The 23,836-nt window shown below is 70.7% G+C and carries 22 protein-coding genes and 1 pseudogene; 14 read left to right on the top strand and 9 right to left on the bottom strand.

The window, feature by feature from the left end; translation table 11 throughout:
* The first annotated feature begins 161 nt into the window (after window positions 1–161).
* A complete protein-coding gene (locus DFR72_RS27435) occupies window positions 162–1,406 on the top strand; it encodes an MFS transporter (RefSeq protein ID WP_090063423.1) in 1,245 nt (414 codons plus the stop codon).
* Here DFR72_RS27435 and DFR72_RS27430 read toward each other — a convergent pair.
* The 3 genes from DFR72_RS27430 to DFR72_RS27420 form a co-directional block, all read right to left on the bottom strand.
* Window positions 1,382–2,665, bottom strand: a complete 1,284-nt coding sequence (locus DFR72_RS27430) for an ArsB/NhaD family transporter (RefSeq protein ID WP_090063422.1) — start codon at window positions 2,663–2,665, stop codon at window positions 1,382–1,384. The two genes, DFR72_RS27435 and DFR72_RS27430, sit on opposite strands and share 25 nt — an antisense overlap.
* A gap of 79 nt (window positions 2,666–2,744) precedes the next feature.
* Window positions 2,745–3,251: a CBS domain-containing protein gene (locus tag DFR72_RS27425; protein ID WP_211335549.1), complete on the bottom strand. Its 507-nt coding sequence runs from the start codon at window positions 3,249–3,251 to the stop codon at window positions 2,745–2,747.
* Window positions 3,252–3,292: 41 nt separating this feature from the next.
* Window positions 3,293–3,493, bottom strand: coding sequence for a hypothetical protein (locus tag DFR72_RS27420; protein WP_090063420.1), 201 nt, complete (start codon window positions 3,491–3,493; stop codon window positions 3,293–3,295).
* Window positions 3,494–3,629: 136 nt separating this feature from the next.
* Between DFR72_RS27420 and DFR72_RS27415 the strand changes: the two genes are divergently transcribed.
* A complete protein-coding gene (locus DFR72_RS27415; RefSeq protein ID WP_090063418.1) occupies window positions 3,630–5,504 on the top strand; it encodes an acyltransferase family protein in 1,875 nt (624 codons plus the stop codon).
* Between the two features lie 27 nt (window positions 5,505–5,531).
* On the opposite strand, the gene DFR72_RS27410 is transcribed toward DFR72_RS27415, so the two are convergent.
* Window positions 5,532–5,936 (bottom strand): MarR family winged helix-turn-helix transcriptional regulator, encoded by a 405-nt coding sequence (locus DFR72_RS27410; RefSeq protein WP_090063416.1) that lies wholly within the window; start codon window positions 5,934–5,936, stop codon window positions 5,532–5,534.
* A 66-nt stretch (window positions 5,937–6,002) separates the two neighbouring features.
* Between DFR72_RS27410 and DFR72_RS27405 the strand changes: the two genes are divergently transcribed.
* Window positions 6,003–6,815 (top strand): SDR family NAD(P)-dependent oxidoreductase, encoded by an 813-nt coding sequence (locus DFR72_RS27405; RefSeq protein ID WP_090063414.1) that lies wholly within the window; start codon window positions 6,003–6,005, stop codon window positions 6,813–6,815.
* 72 nt (window positions 6,816–6,887) lie between these two features.
* On the opposite strand, the gene bdeA is transcribed toward DFR72_RS27405, so the two are convergent.
* Window positions 6,888–7,739, bottom strand: a complete 852-nt coding sequence (gene bdeA / locus DFR72_RS27400; RefSeq protein ID WP_439896400.1) for a bis(hydroxyethyl) terephthalate hydrolase — start codon at window positions 7,737–7,739, stop codon at window positions 6,888–6,890.
* Window positions 7,740–7,927: 188 nt separating this feature from the next.
* On the opposite strand from bdeA, the gene DFR72_RS27395 reads away from it, so the two are divergent.
* The 4 genes from DFR72_RS27395 (at window position 7,928) to DFR72_RS27380 (ending at window position 13,113) form a co-directional block, all read left to right on the top strand.
* Window positions 7,928–10,297, top strand: a complete 2,370-nt coding sequence (locus DFR72_RS27395; protein WP_143086601.1) for a helix-turn-helix transcriptional regulator — start codon at window positions 7,928–7,930, stop codon at window positions 10,295–10,297.
* 13 nt (window positions 10,298–10,310) lie between these two features.
* Window positions 10,311–10,724 (top strand): acyl-CoA thioesterase, encoded by a 414-nt coding sequence (locus DFR72_RS27390; protein ID WP_090063410.1) that lies wholly within the window; start codon window positions 10,311–10,313, stop codon window positions 10,722–10,724.
* On the top strand, window positions 10,721–11,821 hold the full coding sequence (locus DFR72_RS27385; RefSeq protein WP_090063408.1) for a zinc-binding dehydrogenase: 1,101 nt from the start codon (window positions 10,721–10,723) through the stop codon (window positions 11,819–11,821). The genes DFR72_RS27390 and DFR72_RS27385 overlap by 4 nt, the downstream gene beginning before the upstream one ends.
* A gap of 158 nt (window positions 11,822–11,979) precedes the next feature.
* A complete protein-coding gene (locus DFR72_RS27380) occupies window positions 11,980–13,113 on the top strand; it encodes a S1 family peptidase (RefSeq protein ID WP_090063629.1) in 1,134 nt (377 codons plus the stop codon).
* Window positions 13,114–13,165: 52 nt separating this feature from the next.
* Here the strand turns inward: DFR72_RS27380 and DFR72_RS27375 are convergent, their stop codons facing one another.
* Complete coding sequence (locus tag DFR72_RS27375) at window positions 13,166–14,530, bottom strand: alpha-amylase (protein WP_090063406.1); 1,365 nt, start codon at window positions 14,528–14,530, stop codon at window positions 13,166–13,168.
* A 118-nt stretch (window positions 14,531–14,648) separates the two neighbouring features.
* On the bottom strand, window positions 14,649–15,233 hold the full coding sequence (locus DFR72_RS27370; RefSeq protein WP_245983548.1) for a class I SAM-dependent methyltransferase: 585 nt from the start codon (window positions 15,231–15,233) through the stop codon (window positions 14,649–14,651).
* 229 nt (window positions 15,234–15,462) lie between these two features.
* On the opposite strand from DFR72_RS27370, the gene cmtR reads away from it, so the two are divergent.
* Complete coding sequence (gene cmtR, locus DFR72_RS27365; RefSeq protein ID WP_090063402.1) at window positions 15,463–15,780, top strand: Cd(II)/Pb(II)-sensing metalloregulatory transcriptional regulator CmtR; 318 nt, start codon at window positions 15,463–15,465, stop codon at window positions 15,778–15,780.
* Window positions 15,773–16,396 carry a cation efflux transmembrane domain-containing protein gene (locus tag DFR72_RS27360; protein ID WP_090063400.1) on the top strand — a complete coding sequence of 208 codons (624 nt, stop codon included), beginning with the start codon at window positions 15,773–15,775 and terminating at the stop codon, window positions 16,394–16,396. The genes cmtR and DFR72_RS27360 overlap by 8 nt, the downstream gene beginning before the upstream one ends.
* Here DFR72_RS27360 and DFR72_RS27355 read toward each other — a convergent pair.
* Window positions 16,353–17,006: a class I SAM-dependent methyltransferase gene (locus DFR72_RS27355; protein WP_090063398.1), complete on the bottom strand. Its 654-nt coding sequence runs from the start codon at window positions 17,004–17,006 to the stop codon at window positions 16,353–16,355. The two genes, DFR72_RS27360 and DFR72_RS27355, sit on opposite strands and share 44 nt — an antisense overlap.
* 56 nt (window positions 17,007–17,062) lie before the next feature.
* Between DFR72_RS27355 and DFR72_RS27350 the strand changes: the two genes are divergently transcribed.
* The 3 genes and pseudogenes from DFR72_RS27350 to DFR72_RS27340 form a co-directional block, all read left to right on the top strand.
* Entirely contained in the window at window positions 17,063–18,220 is a 1,158-nt protein-coding gene (locus tag DFR72_RS27350) for a glycosyltransferase (RefSeq protein ID WP_090063396.1), read from the top strand.
* A 24-nt stretch (window positions 18,221–18,244) separates the two neighbouring features.
* Window positions 18,245–21,247, top strand: a complete 3,003-nt coding sequence (locus DFR72_RS27345; RefSeq protein WP_090063394.1) for an MGH1-like glycoside hydrolase domain-containing protein — start codon at window positions 18,245–18,247, stop codon at window positions 21,245–21,247.
* Window positions 21,248–21,461: 214 nt separating this feature from the next.
* Window positions 21,462–21,581, top strand: a pseudogene (locus tag DFR72_RS27340) (IS481 family transposase); the annotation flags it as partial.
* A 323-nt stretch (window positions 21,582–21,904) separates the two neighbouring features.
* On the opposite strand, the gene DFR72_RS27335 reads toward DFR72_RS27340, so the two are convergent.
* A complete protein-coding gene (locus tag DFR72_RS27335; protein WP_090063628.1) occupies window positions 21,905–22,513 on the bottom strand; it encodes a TetR/AcrR family transcriptional regulator in 609 nt (202 codons plus the stop codon).
* Between the two features lie 99 nt (window positions 22,514–22,612).
* On the opposite strand from DFR72_RS27335, the gene DFR72_RS27330 reads away from it, so the two are divergent.
* Both DFR72_RS27330 and DFR72_RS27325 read left to right on the top strand, forming a co-directional pair.
* Window positions 22,613–23,047 carry a hypothetical protein gene (locus tag DFR72_RS27330; RefSeq protein WP_090063393.1) on the top strand — a complete coding sequence of 145 codons (435 nt, stop codon included), beginning with the start codon at window positions 22,613–22,615 and terminating at the stop codon, window positions 23,045–23,047.
* Window positions 23,048–23,074: 27 nt separating this feature from the next.
* Window positions 23,075–23,836 carry an SDR family oxidoreductase gene (locus tag DFR72_RS27325; protein WP_090063391.1) on the top strand — a complete coding sequence of 254 codons (762 nt, stop codon included), beginning with the start codon at window positions 23,075–23,077 and terminating at the stop codon, window positions 23,834–23,836.

Here is a 23,836-nt window from a genome sequence, read left to right as displayed (position 1 = left end):
TGGTTCTCGAAGAATTAGCCCTACTCCGCGCGAGTTTCGCACTGACGGATCAATCCGGACGTGACCGCGCGTATCACTGCTGTCGGTGAACCGCGGCAGTCGGGCCGGATTGCGCCAGTCCGGTCATCTCCGCTCTACCGGGAGCGTCCTAGTCTGTCGTGATGGGGGACAGGGGAGGCGCTGTCACGTCCGGGCGTGACTTCGGCCGGTACCTGAACGCGCGGGTGCTCTCGGTCGTCGGTGCCGTGGTGTCCGCGGTGGCGCTGCCCGTCCTCGTCTACCAGCTGACCGGTTCGGCGGGCTGGACGGCGGCCGTCACGGCGGCGGAGGCGTTGCCGTACCTGGTGTTCGGGTTGCCGGCCGGTGCGCTCGCGGACCGGCTGGACCGCCGGCTGATGATGGTGGCGATGGACTTCACGGTCGCCGCCGTGCTGCTGAGCGTGCCGCTGGCGTGGCTGGCCGGCGGGCTGACGGCGCCGCACGTCGTGGTGGTGGCGTTCGCGACGCAGACGGCGTTCGTGTTCTTCGACGCGGCGAACTTCGGTGCGTTGCCGGCGTTGGTGGGCAAGGAGAAGCTGACCGCCGCGTTCTCGACCCTCTACGGGCGCACGACCGTCGTGGAACTCGTGGTGCCCGGCGTGACCGGTCTGCTCGTGACGATCGTCGCCCCGGCCGCATTGCTGGCCGTGAACGCGCTGACGGCGGTGGGCTCGGCGTTGTTGTTGCGTGCGATAGCCAGCAGCATGGCCAATCCACGGCCGGTGCGCGGGGGAAGGGAACTCGTCGGTGACGTGAGAGAGGGGCTGCGGTTCCTCTGGCACGAGCCGATCATCCGGCTGCTCACGCTCGTCGGCGCCACGCATTCGGTGGCCAGCGGCGCGTGGATGGCCGTGCTCGTGCCGTTCGCCGACCAGGTGCTGGGCGTGGCGCCGAAGGGGGACGCCCGGCTCGCCGTGCTGTTCACCTGCTGGGGCGTGGGCGCGGTCGTCGCGTCCCGCGTCTTCCCGAAGCTGACGGCGCGCTGGGGCAACGCGAAGGTGGCGCTGGCGGCGTTGCCGCTGTCGCTGCTCTGCGGAGTCCTCGTCCTGGTCAGCGGCCACTGGCTCGTCCTCTGCGGGACGGCGACCTGCTGGGGTGTCACCGGCGCGATCGCGGTGATCAACGGCATCACCTACCGCCAGCAGGTGTGTCCTGACGACCTGCAGTCGCGGGTGAACACCACGGCGCGGATGGTCGCCTGGGGTCTCGGCCAGCCCCTCGGTGCGGCGCTGGCCGGTGTCCTGTCGGTCGCGACGGGTGATCCGCGGGCCGGGCTGGGCGCCGGCCTCGCCGTGCTGCTGGCCGGCGTCGTCGCGGCGTGGGTGTCACCGGTGCTGCGGGGTCAGAAGTACCGCAACCACACGTAACCCCACGCCATCGCGGTGCTGACCAGCGTCACGACGATGCCGTAGCGGGTGAACTGCCAGAAGCTGATCCGGTGCCCGGCGCGGGCGGCGATGCCGAGCGCGACGACGTTGGCGCTGGCGGCGACCGCGGTGCCGTTGCCGCCGAAGTCCGCGCCCAGGGCGAACGCCCACCAGAGCGACTGACCGGTCGCGGCGTCGGGGATCTCGGCGACCATGCCCTCGACCACCGGTGTCATGGTGGCGACGTACGGGATGTTGTCGAAGAACGCGCCGAGCACGCTGGATCCGAACAGCAACGCGGTGGCGGCGGCGAAGTAGTCGTCGCCGAAGGCCGAGACCGCCCACGTGCCCACGGTCTCGATGACCCCGGTGTGGACGAGGCCCGCGACCATCACGAACAGACCCATGAAGAACGTGAGCGTCGGCCACTCCACCTCGGCCAGCACGTCGTTCACGTCGGCCCGGGTCACGAGCAGCATCACGCCGGCGCCGACCAGTGCGACGACCGCGGGATCGAGGTGCAGCACGGCGTGCAGGCCGAACCCGATCACCACGCCGGTGAACACGATCAGGCAGCGGCGCAGCATCGCCGGGTCGGTGATGGCCCGCCGTTCCTGCAGCGCCATCACGGCCTCGACGTGCTCGGCGTTGTACTGGAACGACTTGCGGAACAGGACTTTCGTGAGCAGCACGAACACCACGAACACGACCGTGACGATCGGAGCCATGTGCACGAGGAAGTCGGTGAAGCTCAGACCGGCCCGGCTGCCGATGATGATGTTCGGCGGATCACCGATCAACGTGGCGGCGCCCCCGATGTTGGACGCGAGCACCTCCGCGATCAGGTACGGCTGGGCGGCGATCCGCAGCCGGTTGCACACCACGATGGTGACCGGCGCGACGAGCATGATCGTGGTGACGTTGTCCAGGAACGGCGACGCGACGGCCGTGATGATCATCAGCATCACCATGAGCCGGTACGGGCGGCCGCGGGCCTTCTTGGCGGCCCAGATGGCGAGGTAGTCGAACACGCCGGTCTGCTTGACGATGCCGACGATGATCATCATGCCGAACAGCAGGAAGATGACGTTCCAGTCGATGCCCGCGTGTTCGGAGAAGAACACCTCCGAGCCTGGGACCAGGCCGAACACGGCCATCAGCCCGGCGGCGACGAGCACGACCTTGACCTTGTTCGCCTTCTCGGTGGCGATGAAGAAGAACGCGATCAGGAAGATCGTCAGGGCGAGTGCGGCGCTCACGGATCTCCCAACCCGATGGCTGTCACCGCCGACGCGAGTTCAGCACACCGGCGGTGACGGGGACAGATGGTCCGGGGGCTCAGTCCTCGGCGGTGTAGACCGCGAGCGAGGTGATGAGACGGTCGAGGGTGATGGCTCCGACGAGCACTCCGGCGTCGTCGACCACGGCGACGAGCGGGCTGTGCTGGCGCGCCATCAGCGCGGCGACCTCGAGCAGGGTCGCGTCGGCGCGGACGGTCGCGGGTTTCGCGCGGTGGTGGGGCGCCACGTCGCCGACGGTGCGGTCGCTCAGCTCCATCCAGAACAGGTCGGCGTGGCCCTCGTCGACGACGCGGGCGAGCGCCGGATCGTCCTGATAGGACTGCGGCACCGCGAGCCGCAGCACCTGGGTGCCGGGCAACACGGTCCACGGACGGGCGCGGTCGTCCACCACGATCAGTCCCGGCAGCCGGTTGACCGCCATCACCCGCACCGCCTTGGTGACCGGGTCGTCGACCGTCACGGTCGGAACGTTGATGGCGATGTCGCGTGCCTGCATGGCATCAGCCCGTTCGGTGCGTCCGGCCAGTTTTCCCGCTGTGGACATGGTCGCCTCCCTTTTCGGCCAGGTGTGGTGAGGACGTGTGGTCAGCGCCGGTGACCCAGGCCGATCAGGCCCGCCACGATCAGCCCGGCGGCGACCAGGAGTGCGTGCGGCGCGGCGATTCCGGCGATCAGCAGGGCCAGTGCGACCCCGAGCAGGACCCAGTTCAGCGGTCGTCGGGTGCGGGCAGGTCGGTCGGTGTGGACCACGGCGCCTCCCAGCAGCGGTCGGAGGTGGTGTGCCACCAACGATTCCTGTTCGGCGGCCTTCTGACGATCCGTCCTGTCACTCAACTACCGGCCGTCGGGAGGGCTGGTTCCGGGTGAAGTTGGGTGTTGCCACGGATGTACCGGAGCGCGGCCGGGCGTCACCCTCGCAGGCGTGCCGGGAAGTGATCACAGTTCGTCGTCGCCGCAGCGGGCCCATCGTCCGGAACTGCAGGGCCTGCGCGCGGTGGCCGCACTGCTCGTGGTCGTCTACCACGTGTGGCTGGGACGTGTTTCCGGTGGCGTCGACGTCTTCTTCCTGATCTCCGGGTTCCTGGTGACGGGCCAGCTCGTGCGGGCGAGCGCGCGGGGGAAGCTCGACCTGCGGGCGTTGTGGAGCAGGACGGCCAAGCGGCTGCTGCCCGCCGCGTTCGTCGTGCTCGGCGTGACGCTGACGGCCGCGGCGGTGCTGCTGCCGGAGAACCGCTGGCCGCAGACGGTGCGCGAGGTGGTCGCCTCGGCGTTGTTCGTCGAGAACTGGCAGCTGGCCTCGGATTCCACGGACTACTACTCCCAGCACGACCAGGCGAGCATCGTGCAGCACTTCTGGTCGTTGTCGATCCAGGGCCAGTTCTACGTCCTCTGGCCACTGCTGGTCCTGGCGGTCACGCTTCTGCGCCGCTCGCTCTTCCGCGTGCTGCTCGGAGTTTTCGTCGCGTCGCTCGGTTGCTCGGTGTGGCTCACCGCCGTCGACCAGCCGCTGGCCTACTTCCACACGGCGACGCGGATCTGGGAGTTCGCCTTCGGCGGCCTGCTCGCGTTGGTCGTGTCGCGTGTGGACCTCGGCGGTCCTCTTAGGACGGTGCTGGGCTGGGCGGGCCTGCTGGGACTCCTCGTCTGCGGGATCGTGCTCGACGTGGGCGCCGCGTTCCCCGGTTACCTGGCGCTGTGGCCGACCGCGTGCGCCGCCGCGGTGATCGTCGCCGGGACGACCGGCAGCCGGTTCGGCGCGGACCGCCTGCTGGCCAGTGAGCCACTGCGCCACCTGGGTGACCTCAGCTACGCCCTCTACCTGTGGCATTGGCCCGTGCTGGTGGGCTGGCTCGTGCTGCGCGGCCGCGGCGAGGTCGGCCTGCTCGGCGGAGTGGCGATCATCGGCGCGTCACTCGTGCTCGCGGCCGCCACGCACCTCCTGGTCGAGGAACCCGTGCGCAGGTCCCGGTGGAGGGCACGCACGCTCACCGCGGCGCTGCTCGGCCCGCTCCTGGTGGCAGCCGCGGTCCTGCAACCGGTCGGGCCACGCGAGGTGGTGGCCGCGCACCTCCCGGCCACGGACTTCGCCGCACTCGACGGCCAGCACTGCGAGAAACCGGTGCCCGGACAGGAACTCGACGTCTGCTACGGCCCGGTCGAGGGCACACCGGCCAAGCGCGTCGTGCTCGTCGGCGACTCGCACGTCCAGCAGTACCTGGCCGCCTTCGCCCCGATAGCGGAACGCCGGAACTGGCAGCTGATCGCCATGCTCAAAGGCGCCTGCCCTTTCTCCACGCGGTCTGAGAAGAACCCCGGCGACCAGGGGTGCGTGCGGTGGAACGACAGCGCGGCGAACGAGATCGTCAAGCTGCGCCCCGACTTCGTCTTCACCCTCGCCACCCGCGACGTCCAGGTGGGACTGACCGAGGTGACACCGCCGGGGTTCGTCGAACGCTGGCGCCGGCTCGACGCCGAGCGGATCCCGGTGGTCGCGGTGCGCGACAACCCCCGCTACGGCTTCTCGGTGCTCGACTGCGTGCAGGTGCACGGTCCGGTGCCCCGCTGCGGCGCGCCCCGTGCCGACCTGCTCGCGCCCGTGCCGCCCTACGCCCACCTCGACGTGCCGGCCAACGTGTCGTTCCTCGACTTCAGCGACCACCTCTGCACCGAGGACCAGTGCCCGCCCGTCATCGGCGACCTGCTGGTCAACTTCGACGACAACCACGTGAGCGCCACCTACCTGCGTTCGTTGTCCGACGTGGTCGAGGAGGCGCTGGTCGGGGTCACCGACGCATGACCGCGGAAGTCCCGGCCGGGGCACCCCTCAGGCCAGGACGTCGAGGATCTCGTCCAGCGCCTTCACCTGCTCGGGGCTCAGGCGCTCGAAGATCGTGCGCAGGACCTCCGCGCCGGACTCCTCGCCGGCCGTGAGCGCACGGACCCCCTCGTCGGTCGCGGTGACGACCTTGGCCCGTTTGTCGGCGGCGTCGGACGACCGCCGGACCAGCCCGTCCCGTTCCATCGCCTCGACGGCCTGGGTGATCGACCGCGCGGCCATACCCAGTTCGGTGGCCAGCCGCGTCTGCTTGACCGGGCCCAGTCCGACGAGCACCTGCAGGATCTTCGTGCGCGCCAGCGAGACCCCGCTGCCGGCCATGTGCTCGTCGACCGCCCTGCGCACCTTGGCGGACGTCATCAGGTAGCGCAGCCCGACCTCGCCGGCGTTCATGGGCCTCCTTCGTGAGGTACCTCAGCTTCGTGCATCATTGAGGTACCTCACGATATAGGAGAGCCCATGACCACCGCTGTCATCACCGGTGCGACGCACGGCCTGGGCAGGCTCGTCGCGCTCGACCTGGCCCGCCGCGGCCTGGACCTGGGGGTCGTCGCCCGCAGTGCCGCCAAGGTCGACGACCTGCGCGCCGAGATCGGGCCGGGTGTCACCGTCACCGCCTTCGTCGCCGACCTGTCGTCCCTCGACGACGTCCGCCGCGCGGCCGGCGCGATCGACGCGCACTACGACCGCGTCGACGTGCTGGTCAACAACGCCGGCATCCACGCGTTCAGCCCGCGCGTCACCCCGGACGGCGTGCCCGAGATGACCGCGGTGAACTACCTGGCGCCCTGGGTGCTCACGAACGCCCTGCGGGGCAAGCTGATCGCCTCGGCGCCGGCTCGGGTCGTCACCGTGGCGTCCGAAGCGTCGCGGCAGGCTCGCACCCTCGACCCGGCATCCGTTCTGACGTCCCCCGCCCACTACGGCCGGACCAAGCTGATGGACGTCATGTTCAGCCAGGAGCTCGCGCGGCGGCTGGCGGGCACCGGTGTCACGGCCAACTGCTGCGACCCCGGCTTCAACACCACCGGTCTCGGACGCGAACTGCCCTTCGCTGGGGTGCTGGAGAAGGCGCTGCACGCGTTGCGCATCGGCGACCCCCGCCGTGGCGCCTCGATCATCACGCGGCTCGCGATCGATCCGGCCTTCGCCGGCGTCACCGGCGGCTATTTCTCCGTCAAGGACGCCGCGCCCCTGGGGTGTCCTGAGCCGGGGCGCGGCGTCGTCGTTCAGCGTGAGCTGTGGGAGGCGACCGAGAAGCTGTTCGGCTGAACGTGTTCGATCGACCTGGGGCGGGTCGCGGCGCCCCGCGCTCGGTCAGCGCCGCGACCCGTGCTCAGACGATCAGGAGTGCGGGCACGTGTCCCGGTACTCCTCGATGAGCGTGCTGCGTCCCGGCGCCGGGCAGAGGAACTGCTCGTAGCGGGTGTCGTTGTCGATGAACCGCTTGAGCCACGAGATGCTGTACTTCGCGATCGTCGTGTTGGACGAGTTCGGGGCGAAGTGCGAGGCGTTGTTGAGTTCCAGGTACGCCTTGTCCAGGGTGGACGGCAGGCTCGTGTAGAACGGCTCCGAGTGGGACGAGACCGGGGCGATGGAGTCGTCCTCGGCGCCGACGACCAGGGTCGGGACGCGGACGGACGACCAGTTCTTCGTGGTGTGCCAGCCCGTCAGCGGGATCGCCGCCTGCAGTGACGGACGCTGGCTCGCGGCGCGCAGGGTGCCGCCGCCGCCCATCGAGTGCCCCATGACGCCCAGGCGGGACGAGTCGATCCGGGTGCGGACGGTGCTCTGCTGCGTCAGGTAGTCGAGCGCCGCCAGCAGCTGCGAGGCCCGGCTGTCGGGCTGGTCGTAGATCGAGTTGGTGTCGATCGTGAAGATCACGAAGCCCTGGGACGCGAGGCGCGGGCCGAGCCACGAGATGCTCGACTGCGTGCCGGTGTAGCCGGGGGAGATGACCACCGCGCCGAACGTGCCGGCGGAGGTGCTGGTCGGGTAGTAGATCGTGCCGCCGCCGAAGCCGCTCACCAGCGACGACACGGAGGTCTCCGACACGGCGAACGAGCCCCGGCTGGCCTCGATGCTCGAGTTGGTGGGGGCGGGGCCGCGTTCGTACGGGTTGTCGGCGGCCTGGGCCACGGTGCCGCCGAGCAGCACCATGGAGAGCGCGACGGGAATCAGGGTGCGGAGTTGCACAGCGCTGTACACCTCATTCGGCAGGGGAACAGGGGAGGAACGTCTCGACCCTGCAACCACGGACTCCACGTGCGCATCGGTGCAACCACCGGTCTCGGTGAACAACTTCGGCGGCAAAACTAACGGTGGTAGGTGAATTTGCCGCTTACCCCTTCCGGAGGAGCGGCAACCGCCGTAAGACTGGTCCGATGCTGCGTGGCCGAGAGCGGCAACGCGTCGCAGTGGACGCGTTGGTGGAGCGTGCGCGCGTTGGGTGCGGCGGAGTGCTTGTGCTGCGCGGTGAGGCTGGTGCAGGCAAGACTGCGCTGCTCAACGCGGTGGAAGACACCTACGACGCGTTGTTGTGCGTGGACGTCCCCGAGGTCGATGACGACCTTCTGCGGCTTGCGCGTGACGTAGGAAGTACGAGGGGCGCGCTGCTCATCGCTACCGAGGGCGAGCCACGCGGGCTGCCGAGCATCACCCTCGACCCACTGGACGCCGTGACGAGCATCCGCGTGCTGCACGACCTCGTGCCCGGCCTGCCCTCCACGCTCGCCGCGGACCTGGTGGAGCTGGCCTGCGGGAACCCGCTGGCGCTGGTCGAGCTGGCCGGATCGCTCACGTCCGCGCAACTCGGCGGCATCGCGCCGGCGCCGGAGGTGCTGCCGGAGAACAGCTCGCTGCGGCTGAGGTGGCGGGCCCGCTTCGCCGCGCTGTCCCCCGAAGCGCAGCAGGTCGTCGCGATGGTGGCGGTCGACGAGGAGGTCGACGCCGAGACGCTCGACCTGGACGCGGTGACCGAGGCCGGGCCGCTGTTCGACTCGCGCAGGCTGGTCCGGTCCGCACTGCGGGCCGACGTGCCGCTGCCGCTGAGACGCCGGGCCCACGCCGTGCTGGCGGAGACCCTGCCGCCGGGTGCCCGCCGCACGTGGCACCAGGCGGTCACGACGCACGACGCCGGGCTCGCCGACGCCCTCACCACCTACGCCGAACACGCGCGGCGGTGCGGTGACTTCGCGACGGCCGCCCGCGACCACGACCGCGCGGCCCGCCTCACGGCCGATCCCGAACTGAAGGCGCACCACCTGCTCAAGGCGGCCGCCGACCACTGGGCGCACGGTGCCCCGCACCGGTCGCGGGCCGTCCTGCGCACCGCGACGAAGATGACCCACACGCCGGAGCTCAGGGCGTTGATGGACCTGGTCGTCGGCGGTATCGATCTCGGCGAGAGCCTCCCGGACGTGGCGGCGGACCGCCTCATCCGCGCAGCGATTGGCCTGGTCGGCACCCGGCGGGAGCTCGCCGTCGCCGCGCTGGGGTTCGCGGGCGAGGCGGCCAGCATCGCCGGGGACCACCGCCGCTACACCGCCGTCGCCGAGTTCGCGAAGGAGATCCGCCGCGGCGACGAGCCGCCGGCCACCCGGATCACGCTCGACCACCTCACCGGGATGCTGGCGACGTTCGACGGCAGGCACGACGAGGCGCTGCCCGCGTTGCGCACCGTCGTGGACCTGGCCGGAGAGGTCCCCGGACCGCAGGCGCGGATCTGGGCGAGCCAGGCCGCCTACGTGCTCGGGGACGCCACGAGGTCGCACGAGATGGCGACCAGCGCGGTCACGGCCGCCCGGGAGAGCGGCTTCACCGCGCTGGTGCCGTGGGCGCTGGTGTACCGGGCGTTGTCGGCGTTGCTGCTGGACCAGCACGCGGCGGCGCTGACCGCGGCGACCGAGGGCGTGCACGCGGCGACGGCGATCGGGCAGCACAACGCCGTCGTCGACCACCTGACGATCCTCGCGCTGCTGGCGGCCCTGCGCGGCGACTCGGACACGGCGCTGCACCGCATCGACACGGCCACCGAGCAGATCACCCAGCGCGGCCTGACCAGGCCCGGCACGTTCGGCGCCTGGGCGTTCGCCTGCGTCGACCTGGCGCGCGACCGGCCCGCCGACGCGCTGGACCGGTTCCGGCTGCAGCCCGGACACGCCGGCATCAAGGTGATGGCCGCGCCGCACGTGGTCGAGGCCGCCGTGGCGTGCGGCAATCCGTCCACGGCGGACAGAGCGCTGCAACCGTTCGAGAAGTGGGCCGGCACGACGGGGAGCACGGCCCGCCTCGCGCTCTCGCACCGCTGCCGCGGCCTGCTGGAGAGCGGCACCGCCGACGAGCACTTCGAGGAGGCGATCCGGCTGCACCGCGCCAGCGGCACCGCCCTCGAACTCGCGAAGACCGAACTGCTGTACGGAAACCGGCTGCGGCGCGGGCGCAAGCCCAAGGCGGCGCGCGAACACCTGCGCGACGCCGTGCGCATCTTCCAGTCCTACCAGGCCGACCACTGGGTCGAGCGGGCCAGCGCCGAACTGCGCGCGGCCGGCGACTCCACGAGCGAGCCCAAAGATCACCCCGGCCTGACGCCGCAGCAGGCGCAGATCGCCAGGCTGGTCGCCGAGGGCGCCACCAACCGCGAGGTCGCCGCGCGGTTGTTCCTGAGCCACCGCACCGTCGAGCACCACCTGCGCAACATCTTCGCGCGGCTCGGCGTGCGGTCGAGGGTCGAGCTCACCAGGAGACTCGATTGACGATGGAGGATGCGTGCGCGAGCAGTACCGGCACTGGCAGCGGATTCCGACCCGGTGGGCGGACAACGACGTCTACGGCCACGTGAACAACGTCGTCCACTACGCGTTCATGGACACCGTGATCAACACGTGGCTGATCGGCGCCGGGCTCGACATCCAGGCCGGGCAGCACATCGGGCTCTGCGTGGAGTCGCACTGCAACTACCGCGCCTCGGTGTCGTTCCCGGAGGCGCTCGACGCCGGGCTGCGCGTGGGGCACCTCGGCCGGTCGAGCGTGCGCTACGAGGTCGGGTTCTTCTTCGAGGGACGCGAGGACGTCGTGGCCGAGGGTCATTTCGTGCACGTGTTCGTGGACCGCGAGAGCCGCAAACCGGTGGAGATCCCCGCGAACCTGCGCACGGCGATGGAAGGTCTGGTGGTGGCGTGAAGACGCGAGGCGCGGTGCTGACCGGGGTCGGCGGGCCGCTAGAGATCGTCGAGCTCGAGCTCGACCCGCCCGGTCCCGGTGAGCTGCTGGTGCGCGTGCACGCCACCGGTCTGTGCCACTCCGACCTGTCCGTGATCGACGGCTCGCGCATCCGGCCGTTGCCCATGGTGCTCGGCCACGAGGCCGCGGGCGAGGTCGTGGAGGCCGGCCCGAACGCCGAGTTCGAGGCGGGCGACCACGTCGTGCTGTCGTTCGTGCCCGCGTGCGGTGCCTGCCGCCGGTGCGCGTCGGGCCGCCAGGCGTTGTGCGAGCCCGGAGCCGCGGCGAACCGCGACGGCACGCTGCTCAGCGGTCAGCGCCGCTGGACCCTCCCGGACGGCACGCGTCCGCACCACCACCTGGGCGTGTCCGGGTTCGCCGAGTACACCGTGATCTCCGGCCGTTCGGCCACCCGAGTCCCGAAGGACCTGCCGTTCGACGTCGCCGCGCTGTTCGGCTGCGCCGTGCTGACCGGTGCGGGCGCCGCGTTCTACAGCGCCGAGGTCAGGCCGGGGGAGAAGGTCGCGGTGTTCGGCCTCGGAGGCGTCGGCCTGGCGGCGGTGCTCGCGGCCGTGACGGCGGGCGCGACGCAGGTCGTGGCGGTCGACGTGGTCGAGCACAAGCGCAAGCTGGCACTCACGCTCGGTGCCACGCACGAGGCCGCGGGCGGTCCGGACGTCGTCGCCCAGGTCCGGGACCTGACCGGTGGCGGCGCGGACAAGGTCATCGACACGACCGGTGTGGCGGCGGTGCTCGAACAGGCCTACGCCGCCACGGCCGTAGGCGGCACCACCGTGACCGTCGGTCTGCCGCATCCCGACCGCACCGTGTCGCTACCCGCGCTGAACCTGGTCGCCGAGGAACGCACGCTCAAGGGCAGCTACCTCGGCTCGTGCGTGCCCCGGCGCGACGTGCCGCGGTTCGTCGACCTCTACCGCGCGGGACGGCTGCCCGTCGACGGCCTGCTGTCCGGGCGGCTGGGGCTCGACGAGATCAACGAAGGGTTCGCGAAGCTCGCCTCCGGTGAGGCCGTCCGTCAGGTCGTCGTCATGCGGTGATGCCCGTTCTCGCCCATCCGGGCACGATTCGGGCAGGACAGTTCCGGTGTCAGCTGTTGACCACCGAGGGCTGTCTGCGCCACGGTGGGAGCGCTCTCATGTTCGCCGCTTCCCGCAACGGGGCGGGCAGCGATCCCTGCACGGACAAGGAGAAGAGCATGCGCTCAACCCTGCCCAGAATCGTGCCCGCGCTGGCACTCGTGCTGGTCGGAGCCACCTTCACCGCGCCCGCCCAGGCGTCGGAGAAGGAGATGTCACCCGGCCTGCTCACCGCGATGAGCTCGGCGTTCGGGCTGACCGAGGCCCAGGCGCGGTTGCGTCTGGAGAAGGAACAGCGCGCGTCGGCCATCGCGCCGCGCGCCGAAAGCGAGGCCGGTGCCGCACTCGCCGGCAGCTGGTTCGACGAGGCGAAGAACCGCCTGGTCGTGGCCGTCACGGACAAGACCGCCGCGCGCAAGGTCGAGGCCACCGGTGCCGAAGCCGTGGTCGTCGGTCGTTCGGCCGGATCTATGACGGCGCAGAAGAACCGCCTCGACGCCCTGTCCGCGTCCGGGTCGGTGCCGTCCGCCGTCGCGAGCTGGCACCCCGACCCGCGCACCGGCACCGTCGTGGTGAACGTCGAGGCGGGCAAGCAGTCCGCTGAGGTGGCCTCGTTCCTGGACAAGGCACGTCAACTCGGTTCCATCACCGTGCGCACCGACGGTGTGCAGCAGCCGCAGCCGTTCGCGGCCGGCACGGTCGGCGGCGACCCGTACTACACCGGCAACGTCCGCTGCTCCATCGGCTTCTCGGTGCACGGCGGCTACGTGACCGCGGGCCACTGCGGCGGGAACGGCGCGGCCGTCTACGGCTGGGACCGCTCCTTCCAGGGCAACTTCGCCGGATCCTCCTTCCCCGGCAACGACTACGCGTGGGTGCGCACCGGCGGCGGCTGGTGGACCGTGCCGGTCGTGCTCGGCTGGGGCCGCGTTCCCGACGCGCTGGTGCGCGGCTCGTGGGAGGCGCCGGTCGGCACCTCGGTCTGCCGCTCGGGTTCCACGACCCAGTGGCACTGCGGCGTGATCCAGAGCCGCAACGAGACGATCCGCTACGCGCAGGGCGACGTGCACCAGATGGCGGGCACGAGCGTCTGCGCCCAGGGTGGCGACTCCGGTGGTTCGTTCATCACCGGTGACCAGGCCCAGGGCGTCACGTCCGGCGGCTACGGCGACTGCACCAGCGGCGGTCGCACGTGGTTCCAGCCGATCAACGAGATCCTCAACGTCTACGGCTTGAGGCTGCACACCGCCTGATGGGAACTCCCGGCTGTCCACCGCGTCACGCGGTGGACAGCCGGTGGTTCTTTCAGCGTGCGTTGACGTGCAGTGCCAGGGCCGTTCCGGCGCCGAGTGTCGTCGTGAACCTGCCGGAGGAGTCGACGGTCACGCGGACGCAGCCGTTCTCCTGGACGTTGCAGTAGCTCCCCGCGGGCAGCGCGGTCTGGAACGTGCGGGTCACCGCGAACGTCTCGCGGTTGATCGCGACGAATCCCTTGCTGCCGCGACCGAACGCGATCAGGTCGAACCCGTTGTCCTGCCAGTTGTTCACGTCGGTGCCCGCCACGGTGTTGCGGAACGCCACCATGTTCGCGACCTGCGTCCAGGCGTGCTGGCACTTCCAGCCGCCGCTGTAGCAGACGGAACCGCCGGGCGGACCGGCGTCCTTGTCGCTGAACTCGTAGCCCGAGTACACCTGCGGCGCACCGTAGTTCCACGCCAGCATGAACACGTTCGCCAGCGTGTAGGTCGAACCGTCCTTGTACGTCAACGTGGAACCGTTGCGCTCGGTGTCCCAGTTGTCGACGAACGGCCGTGCCTGACCACTGGGCAGGAAGCCCCATGGTTGCCCGAACGTCTTCAGGTAAGCCAGGTTCTCGTTCTGGAAGATCCGCTTGAGGTCGTAGGCGTAGCGGAACTCGTCCACGTCACCCGAGCCCGTGTACTCGCCGGGCTGCACGGCCTCGCCCGCGCCGTAGATCACCTCGTGCACCCAGAACACGTTGGGGTTGCTCAGCTTGCCCTTGATCGCGGCGAGGTCGCCCGCGGGCATGTGCTTGGCCGCGTCGACGCGGAAGCCGTCGACGCCCATCGCGATCAACCGGTTCAGGTACCCGGCGATCGCCCCGCGCACGTACTCGCTGCCGGTGTCCAGATCGGACAGACCGACGAGCTCGCAGTTCTGGACGTTGTAGCGGTCCTGGTAGTTGTTGATGTGCGAGCGGCACGGGTGGAAGTCCCAGTCGCTGTACACGCCGGGGTAGTTGTACTTCGAGTAGCCGGTGCCGCCGGTACCCGTGCCCGATCCGGCGCTCATGTGGTTGATCACCGCGTCGGCGATGACCTTCACGCCCGCGTTGTGGCAGGTGGCGACCATGTTCCGGAAGGCGTTCTCGTCACCGAGGCGCCCGGCGATCAGGTAGCTCACGGGCTGGTAGCTGGTCCACCACTGCGGACCCTGGACGTGCTCGGTCGCGGGCGAGACCTCGACGTAGCCGTAGCCCTTGGGCCCGAGGACGTTCGTGCACTCCGCCGCCACGCGGGCGAACGGCCATTGGAACAGGGTGGCGGTGACGTCCTTGGCGCCCGGTGGCGCCGCAAGACTTTGCACCGGTGTGGACAGTCCGACGATCAGCAACACCGCGAGAAGGGTGCGCGAAGCCGAGGAAACCACGTTGTCTCCTTGCTGCAGGGGTTCACTGAAGGTCGTAGCATCCGAAGACACACCGGGCAAAGCGTTGCAAGAACTTTCCGGAGCAATTCGGCCTTGCGCCGCACTCCGCCGACCTGCCCTACCGCCGGCTCACGACGAGGTAGCGCTCGTCCTCGATCGAACGCCCCCACAGGTCCTCGCTCGTCAGAGAGTCGACCACGGCCTCCGCGCGCACCCCGAGCACCAGCTCGCGGGTCTGCGCGGAGGTCAGTCCGGCACCGGTCGACCACCGGCCCTCCACCAGCAGGAGAACGCCGCCCGGCGCCAGCAACGACACCCACTCCCGCAGCGCCGCGGCAGGATCCGGCAACGCCCACAGCACGTGCCGCGCCAGCACGACCCCGAACGAGGCCTTGGGGTGCGGCGGGTGAGCCGCGTCGCCGACGCTGAACTCGGCGGCCACGCCCAGGGCTGCGGCTTTGGCCCGCGCGGCCTTCACCATCTCCTCGGAAAGGTCCAGGCCGTGCACGTCGTGACCGGCTTCGGCGAGCAGGACGGAAAGGCTGCCGGTACCGCACCCGAGATCAACGACGGAGGAGGCCGGGGGGACGAGCGGCAGGAGGAGCCTCGCCCAGGCGTCGCGCACCCGCGGATCGCGCAGCCCGTGGTCGGGTTCGTCGTCGAACGTCGCGGCGTGCCGGTCCCAGAACTCGCGTGTCGTCACGTTTCCAGTTTTGCTTAAGGGACCATCAAGCCTTGCCCAAATGAGATGCGGACTCCGTCGTACGGTCCCTAACCTCGACCCATGAGGCTTGTGCTCTGGCTCACACTCGCGGGCGTGTTCGCGCTCAGCGGTGACCACGCGCTCGCAGCCGTCCTGGTCGTGCTCCTCGTCGGCTGCGCAACGGACCGCGTGCGCTGAACTGTTCAGCTCCGGCTGTACAGTTGGATTCATGCTGACCTGTGAGACGCGGGAGACGGCCCTCGCGCGGCTAGGGCGCGCGTTGGCCGACCCGACGCGCTGCCGCATCCTGATCGCGCTGCTAGACGGGCACGGTTATCCCGCGCAGCTCGCCGAGACACTGGGCCTGAGCAGGTCGAACGTCTCCAACCACCTCTCGTGCCTGCGCGGCTGCGGCCTGGTCGTCGCGACCTACCAGGGTCGCCAGGTGCGCTACGAGTTGGCGGACCCGCACCTGAAGCGCGCGATCAGCGAGCTGGTGGACGTCGTGCTGGCCGTCGAGCCCGGACCGGACTGCGTCGATGAGTGACGCCTGCTGCGCGCCCGTCGTCGACGAGCGCAGGCTCGTGCTGCGGCGGCGGGTCCGGATGTTCGTGGCCGCCACGATCACCTACAACGTGGTCGAGGCGGTCATCGCGCTCGCGGCCGGCACGGTGGCGGGGTCGACGGCGCTGATCGGGTTCGGGCTGGACTCGGTGATCGAGGTGGCGTCGGCGACCGCGGTCGCCTGGCAGTTCGCCGGGCGCGACCCCGAGAAGCGCGAACGGACGGCGCTCAAGGTGATCGCCGTGTCGTTCTTCGCCCTGGCGGCGTACGTGAGCGTCGAGTCGGTGCTGTCGCTGGTGCAGGGGGAACGGGCCGGGCACTCGACGGTCGGCATCGTGCTCGCGTCGGTGTCGCTGCTGGTCATGCCGTGGCTGTCCTACGCGCAGCGCAGGGCCGGGCGTGAGCTCGGATCCGCGAGCGCGGTGGCGGACTCGAAGCAGACGTTGCTGTGCACCTACCTGTCCGCGGTGCTGCTGGTGGGACTCGTGGTGAACAGCCTGTTCGGCTGGTGGTGGGCCGATCCGCTGGCGGCGCTGGTGATCGCCGTGGTGGCGGTCAAGGAAGGTCGAGAGGCGTGGCGGGGTCACCACTGCTGCTGACCGGTTTGCGGGCGACGAGTCGTTCCACGACCCCGAGCTTGAAGCGCTGCCTCTGCTCGACGACCAGGCCACGGGCCTCGACCAGGTGCAGCGGGCGGCGCAGGAAGTGCTCGCCCGCCATCGGGACCGTGATCCGCTCCACGAGCCACTGCACGCCCCGCGCGAGACGGGACGAGCTGGCGACGTGGTCGAGGAGGACCAACCGTCCGCCCGGCCGCAGTACCCGGACCATCTCGGTCACTGCGGTCTCGTGGTCGGGGATGGCGCACAGGCCCAGCGTGCACACGACCGTGTCGAACGAGGCGTCGCCGAACGGCAGGGCGTGCGCGGTGCCCTGCCGCAGCACGACCTCCAGGCCGAGGTCCGCGGCACGGGACCGGGCGAGGCCGAGCATCTGCTCACTCAGGTCCAGGCCGGTCAGCGCGACGCCGGCGGGGTAGTGCGGCAGGTTGAGGCCGGTGCCGACGGCGACCTCCAGCACCTCCCCGGTGGCCTGGGAGCAGGCCCAGCGGCGGGAGTCGCCGAAGACCCGGCGGTCCAGGACGCCGATCTCCGCGTCGTAGGTCGCCGACTTGCGGTCCCAGTACCTCTGCCAGCGGGGCTCGTCCATGCCGTCCAGCCAACACGAACTGGACAGGCCGCGCGAAGAGGGCTAGATCTGCCCCGGTGCGAGTCGTGGTTGTCTCCGGGGGAGATCCCGGTCATGTGGTGCCGGCCATCGCGTTGTGCCTGCGGTTCACCGAGGCCGGCGACACCCCGGTCCTGCTGACCGGTGAGCGCTGGATCGAGCGCGCCTCCGCCGAGGGGATCACGGCCTCGCGAGTGCCAGGCCTGGCGCTGGACGACCTGAAGGACGCGCCGGATCTCGGGCGGGCGCTGCACGACCAGGCCGCGACGCTGGCGCTGGCCCTCGCCCCTCAACTCGCCGCGCTGGAACCGGATCTGGTGGTGTGCGACGTTCTCGCGCTGGGCGCGAGCATGGCCGCCGAACTGGCCGGCGTGCCGTGGGTGCAGTTGTCGCCGCATCCGCTCTACGAACCGTCGAAGTGGTTGCCGCCGATGGGCAGCGGGCTGGCCGCCGGGACCGGCGTGCGCGGAAAGCTGCGCGACTCGGTGCTGCGGGCGCTGACGGCGAGGTCGCTCAGGCAGGGGGAACGCCAGCGTGCCGTTGTGCGGCAACGGATCGGGCTCGACGCCCAGGGGACGGGCCCGGCGGCGCGGTTGATCGCGACGTTGCCCGCGCTGGAGGTGCCGCGTCCGGACTGGCCGCGCGACGCGCACGTCGTGGGGCCGCTGCTGTGGGAGGCGAGCAAGGAGGCGCTGACCCCGCCGCCGGGTGACGCTCCGCTGGTGATGATCGCCCCGTCGACGGCGTGGACCGGGACGCGGGGCATGGCGGAGATGACGCTGGAAGCGTTGCGGGGCAAGGACGTGCGGGCAGTGGTGTCGACGTTCGCGCCCGCGCCGGCCGACCTGCCGCCGTGGGCGCGGTCGGGTCCCGGTGATCAGGACGCGCTGCTGCGCCAAGCCGCGGTGCTGGTGTGCGGTGGTGGGCACGGGATGCTGGTCAAGGCGTTGCGGGCCGCCGTTCCCGTCGTGGTGGTGCCCGGTGGCGGCGACCAGTGGGAGATGGCCTGTCGGGTCGCGCGGCAGGGGAGCGGGCTGGTGGTACGGCCGTCCACGGTCGAGGGCCTGGACGACGCCGTGACGCGGGTGCTGGGTGACCAGGGCTTCGCCGCTGCGGCGGCCCGGGCGGCGGCGACGATCGCCGATGTTCGAGATCCTGTGGAGGTATGTCGGACTGCGTTGAGTCTTGCGCGTTGAGAGCGCTCCCACTTCAATGGGTCCATGCGCGTGTCAATGACGATGCTCGTGGTGGCGGCGTTGGCGATCTCGACGGCAGGGCCGGCGGTGGCACGGCAGGACCGCGCGGCGGCACCTGACCCGTACCCCTCAGTGGGTACGGGCACGAACTTCCTCGACCACGCCGGGCTGCTGGGCAACGTCCCGGAGCCGGCCTGGTACGAGGCCAACATCCCGTTCGTCGACCTCCCCGACCGGGAGATCCGCGACACCTACTACTACCGCTGGCGGACCTACCGCGAGGCGCTCAAGTACACCGGCCCGAAGGACGGCTGGATCGTCTCCGAGTTCCTCGGCCCGGTCGGCTACTCCGCCCCGAACGGCGGCATCGTCGCCGCGGCGGGCCACCACGTCTACGAGGGCCGCTGGCTGCGCGACCACCGCTACCTGGACGACTACGTCGACTACTGGCTGCGCGGCTCCGGCGCCGGGCCGAAGCCCGCGACCGACTTCCTCAACGAGAACACCACCGACTGGGCCCACCAGTACTCGTTCTGGGCCGCCGACGCCGTGGCGGCCCGTGCCGCCGTCGACGGCCGATCCCGCTTCGCCACCGACCGGCTGCCCGAGCTCGTGCGGCAGTGGCAGCGCTGGTCGCCGCAGCTCGACCAGGGCCTGGGGCTCTACTGGCAGACGCCGGTGTGGGACGCGATGGAGTACACGGCCAGCTCGTACCAGAGCCCTGATCCGTACCACGGCGGCGACGGCTTCCGGCCGACCCTCAACGCCTACCAGTACGGCGACGCGCGGGCGATCGCGCAGCTGTTCAAGGCACGGGGAGACGCCGCCGGCGCGCGCCCGTTCGACCAGGCAGCGGACGCGTTGCGGGCGAACCAGGAGCGGTGGCTCTGGGACGACGCGGGCAAGTTCTACAAGCACGTCATGCGCGACGACAACCCCGGCCGCGCCAAGCTCGCCGACCGCGAGGCGATCGGCTTCGTGCCGTGGTACTTCCACATGCCACCGGCCGCCAACAGCGCGGCCTGGGCGCAGCTGACCGACCCGCAGGGGTTCGCCGCCGCGTACGGCCCGACCACCGCCGAGCGCCGCAGCCCGTGGTTCATGAGGGACGCGCTGAACGGCTGCTGCCGCTGGAACGGCCCCAGCTGGCCGTTCGCGACCAGCCAGACCCTGACCGCGCTGGCGAACCTGCTGATCGACTACCCGGCCCAGTCCTACGTCGACCGCGACGACTACCTGGCGGTGCTGCGCGGCTATGCGTTGACACAGCGCAAGAACGGCGAACCCTACGTCGCCGAGGCACACCACCCCGACGAGAACCGGTGGCTGTACGACGGCAAGGGCCACAGCGAGGACTACAACCACTCGACGTTCAACGACAACGTGCTGTCCGGCCTGCTCGGCATCCGGCCGCAGCTCGGGAACGCGGTGTCGATCGCGCCGCTGGTGCCGGACTCCTGGAGCCACTTCGCCGCCGAGAACGTGCCGTACCACGGGCACAACCTGACGGTGCTGTGGGACAGGGACGGCAGCCGCTACGGCAAGGGCGCGGGCCTGCGGGTCTGGCTCGACGGCAGGCTCACGCACACCCAGGCCGGCCTGGCACCGGTGCGCCTGACGATCCCGGCACGGACCTCGGCGGACGTCCCGGAACTCGTCGACGACTTCGCGAACGTCAGCCGCACCGGGTTCCCCACCGCCCGCGCGTCCCACAGCTACAGCGCAGACCCGCCCACCAAGGCGATCGACGGCCAGGACTTCCACCTCGACGTGCCCGGCACGCGCTGGACATCGTACGGCAGCCCGAACTCCGCGGACTGGCTGGAGGTCGACCTCGGCGCGCCGGCACCGATCTCCGACCTGCGCGTCGTGTTCTACGACGACGGCGGGGGAGTGCGCGTGCCGACGACCTTCGACCTGCAGTACTGGGACGGCCAGTGGCGTGACGTACCGGGCCAGCGGAGAACTCCCGCGCAACCGGTGGCACGTCAGCTGAACCGCGTCCTGGTGGAACCGGCGGTGACCACCAGCCGGGTGCGGGTCCTGCCGCGCCGTGCGGACGGCGGAGCTGTCGGCATCACGTCGTTCTCGTCGTGGCGGTCACCGGTGCGAGGGCTGCTCGCCTCGGCGCCGGACGACCTGGCGGTGCGTGCCGGAGCGGTCGAGACGACCACGACTTTGCAGGCACGGCAACCGTTGCGCGGTGTCCGGGCGACGCTCTCCGTGCCGCCGGGGTGGAGTGCGGTGCCCCTGTCGTCGGCCTACGCCGCCCAACTGGGGACGGGCCGGAGTCTCGTCACCCGCTGGCGCGTGACGGCACCCGCCAGCCTGGGGTTGGGTGAACGGGCGCCGATCCGTTTGCTGGCAACGGCTTCCGGTGACAGCGGCGTCACCTCGACACTGAGCTCCGCGCAGACCGTCTTCGACCCCGCCGCCTACTCCACCGTCGTCTGGGACGACACGTTCGAGACGGACCGTCTCGTCTCGTACCGCGTGGACGGTCCGTTCGGTGAACCGCCACCGGCGTTGCGGGTCGCGGACGGCGTGCTGACCGCGAGCGCCGGGACGCGTGCCGGTGCGGTACTCGCCGCACCGGTCACCGGTGCCGCCCGAGGCACGGCGGTCGTCGTCGAACCCCGGTCGTTCGCGGGCTCGGCGCCCGAGGACAGTCTGTTCCTCGGCCAGACCGCCGGGAACCGCGACTTCGCCCTGGCCTGGTTCAACAACGCGGGCAAGGCCTCGGGCGTCGACGTGACCGTGGCGGGCGTCCGCCGCGGCGACGAGGCCACCGGCGGCTGCTGCGCGACCCTGACCTGGGCTCCGGGCGACCGGCTCGCCGTCGTGGTCGAGAACGGTCAGCTGACCAGCTGGCAGGAGCACGCCGGCCGGTGGGCGTTGCTGCGCTCCGCACCGATCGGGTCCGCGGTGGACCCGTCGGTGGTCGCGGGATGGGCACCCGCTCTGGGGTTGCGGCTCGACGCGGGCGGGCTGACGATCGACCGCTTCACCTTGCGTACCAGGGCCTAGGTGTGATGTCCAGGGACGTTGTTCCGGATGTGATGGTCTGTTGTGAAGACAGGTGAAGGCCTCCGGGTGTGAAGTGGAACTGCTGAGGAACCGCTTCACGGCCTGGAGGCCTTCGTGTCCCATCCTAACGCGACGTTGACGCCACGCACCCGGCTACGACTGGCACGTCTGATCGTCGAGCAGGGCTGGCGCCCGCCACTACACCTCAGAAACCGAGCGCCGGACAGCACTACCCGGCTGGCTGCATTTCTACAATCATCACCGAGCCCACTCCGCCCTCGGAGGCCAGCCACCCATCACCCGGCTGACCAACCTCCCTGGACATCACACCTAGGGCGTGTCCCGTAAGTCTCATCCGCGGTAGTCGCGGTCGAGGGCCCCGGAGGCGGCACCGCCGCAACACCCGAATACGCCCGGTATGAGGGCGTCGCGGCGGCACCGCCTCCGGGTCTCTCGACCGTGACTCTCATCGAACGGACTTACGGGACACGCCCTAGGGTCTGCATCGAAGTCTGATCCGCGACAGCCGGGCCCGAGGCGGCCCCTGGCGGCACGGCCGGACGACCCACGTACAACACCGGTATGCGGGCCATCCGGCCGCACCACCAGGAACCACCTCAAGCGCAGCTCTCATCGAACCAGACTTCGATGCAGACCCTAGCGACAGACGCGCTCGACCAGGACCTGCCAGCTGGTGATCAGGTCGTTCACCACGGCGTCCGGGTCGGGCGCGTTCTCGTCCTGGGTCCGCAGGTAGAGCAGGATCGGCCCTTCCAGCGCCGCCACGAGCTGCAACGCGAGGGTGCCGCTGGCGGCGTCGTCCGGACACGCCTCGCTGAGCAGCATGTGGACGTGGAACAGCGAGGGGCTGTCGCCGGCGGGCACGGGCTGGCCGGGGTCCAGGGACGCGCGCGCGAGAACGGTGTGCTCGACGAGGAACTCGAGCCGGGCCCGCCCGAACGCGACCAGCCGTTCGGCCGCCGGTGCGCCCGGCCCGAGCGGCGGCGGACCGGTCATCACCCGTTCCTGGAAGAGCTTCTCCTCCTCGTCCAGCAGGGTGTGGAAGATGCCCGCACGGGTGCGGAAGCGCCGGAACACCGTGCCCTTGCCGAGCCCGGCGCGTTCGGCGAGGCCGTCCATCGTGACCTTGTCCGCGCCCAGTTCCGCGACCATCTCCCGGGCGACCTCGATCAGGTGAGCTCGGTTGCGCGCGGCATCGGCCCGCTCCTCCCGAGGACGGCCCAACGGCAGCGCGACTGGTTCCACGGCCTGCACGCTACCCGGTGATCTTGGGCGGGCTGTCACGAATCGAAGCGCCACCTCGTCCACCTGCTGAAGCCCCGCAACGCGAACAAAGGACCTCTCGTGAAACTCCTGCTCGACCGGATCAGCCTGGCCTTCATCGCGGTCACGTCCGCCTACGTCGGGATCTTCGCCTACTTCGCCCCGAAGACCTGGTTCGACACGTTCCCGGGGTTCGGCCTGCGCTGGCTGCCGCAGCTCGGCCCCTACAACGAGCACTTCGCCAAGGACGTCGGCGCGGCCTACCTCGCGTTCACCGCGCTGAGCCTGATGGCGCTGGCCCACGCCAGGAAACAGGCCGTCGTGCCGCTGGCGGGCGCCGCGCTGCTGGTGTTCAACACGCTGCACTTCGTCTACCACCTGACGATGCTGCACATGTACGCGCCACTCGACCGGGCGCTGAACGTCGTCCTGCTGGGACTGCTCGTGGTGATGTCCGTCATCCTCGTGATCCCGGCCGGGGCTGTCACAGATCGGCGCTCCACCTCGTCTACCTGATGACGGAGTCACGAGAGGAGTGCGGCGATGCGGGTGGCAGTGGCAGGCGGAACGGGTGCGGTCGGCAGGCTCGTGGTGCGGCAGCTGGAACGGGCGGGGCACGAGGCCGTGGTGCTGACCCGTTCGTCCGGAGTGGACCTGACCACCGGGCACGGGCTCGTCGAGCGGCTGAAGGGCTGCGACGCGATCATCGACGTCAGCAACAAGATGGTGCTGCGCGAGAAGGCCGCGGTCGAGTTCTTCGGCGCCGTGACGAGCAACCTGCTCGACGCGGGTGTGCGGGCCGGTGTGGACCACGTCGTCGCACTGTCCATTGTGGGCGTGGACGAGGTCGCCACGGGCTACTACAAGGGCAAGCGCCGGCAGGAGGAACTGGTCAGCGGCGGCCCGCTGCCGTGGACGGTCCTGCGCGCCACCCAGTTCCACGAGTTCGCCGAACCGTTGCTCGACCAGGCGCGCGGCCCGTTCGTCGTGGTGCCGAAGATGCTCTGCCGCCCGGTGTCCACCGCCGACGTGGCCGCGAGGCTGGTGGAGCTGGCGGGACGGCCCGCCGGCGGGTACGCGCAGCCGATCGCCGGGCCGCGGGAGTGGCGCATGGAGGACATGGCGAAGCGGATCGCCCGCGCGCGGGGCGACCGCAAGGTCCTGATCCCGGTGCGGCTGCCCGGCCGCGCGGGCAAGGCGATGACCGGCGGCGCCCTGTTGCCGAAGGGGCCGTTCACCGAGGCCCCGGGCACGTTCGAGCAACACCTCGCCGAACTCGAGGCCCGCCGGTCAGCCGTGCGGTGA

Source organism: Lentzea flaviverrucosa, assembly GCF_003350445.1.
Classification (GTDB): Bacteria; Actinomycetota; Actinomycetes; order Mycobacteriales; family Pseudonocardiaceae; genus Lentzea; species Lentzea californiensis.
The sequence above is the reverse complement of the archived record's forward strand: the minus strand, read 5'-3'. Positions and strand labels throughout refer to the sequence as shown.

Bases quoted from the DNA above. Each gene is read 5' to 3' on its own strand.
- DFR72_RS27345 (WP_090063394.1), top strand. From the start codon at position 18,245: ATGCGCGTGTCAATGACGATGCTCGTGGTGGCGGCGTTGGCGATCTCG.
- DFR72_RS27360 (WP_090063400.1), top strand. From the start codon at position 15,773: ATGAGTGACGCCTGCTGCGCGCCCGTCGTCGACGAGCGCAGGCTCGTG.
- DFR72_RS27355 (WP_090063398.1), bottom strand. From the start codon at position 17,006: ATGGACGAGCCCCGCTGGCAGAGGTACTGGGACCGCAAGTCGGCGACC.
- DFR72_RS27410 (WP_090063416.1), bottom strand. From the start codon at position 5,936: ATGAACGCCGGCGAGGTCGGGCTGCGCTACCTGATGACGTCCGCCAAG.
- cmtR (WP_090063402.1), top strand. From the start codon at position 15,463: ATGCTGACCTGTGAGACGCGGGAGACGGCCCTCGCGCGGCTAGGGCGC.
- DFR72_RS27325 (WP_090063391.1), top strand. From the start codon at position 23,075: ATGCGGGTGGCAGTGGCAGGCGGAACGGGTGCGGTCGGCAGGCTCGTG.
- DFR72_RS27425 (WP_211335549.1), bottom strand. From the start codon at position 3,251: ATGTCCACAGCGGGAAAACTGGCCGGACGCACCGAACGGGCTGATGCC.
- DFR72_RS27380 (WP_090063629.1), top strand. From the start codon at position 11,980: ATGCGCTCAACCCTGCCCAGAATCGTGCCCGCGCTGGCACTCGTGCTG.
- DFR72_RS27405 (WP_090063414.1), top strand. From the start codon at position 6,003: ATGACCACCGCTGTCATCACCGGTGCGACGCACGGCCTGGGCAGGCTC.
- DFR72_RS27435 (WP_090063423.1), top strand. From the start codon at position 162: ATGGGGGACAGGGGAGGCGCTGTCACGTCCGGGCGTGACTTCGGCCGG.
- DFR72_RS27395 (WP_143086601.1), top strand. From the start codon at position 7,928: ATGCTGCGTGGCCGAGAGCGGCAACGCGTCGCAGTGGACGCGTTGGTG.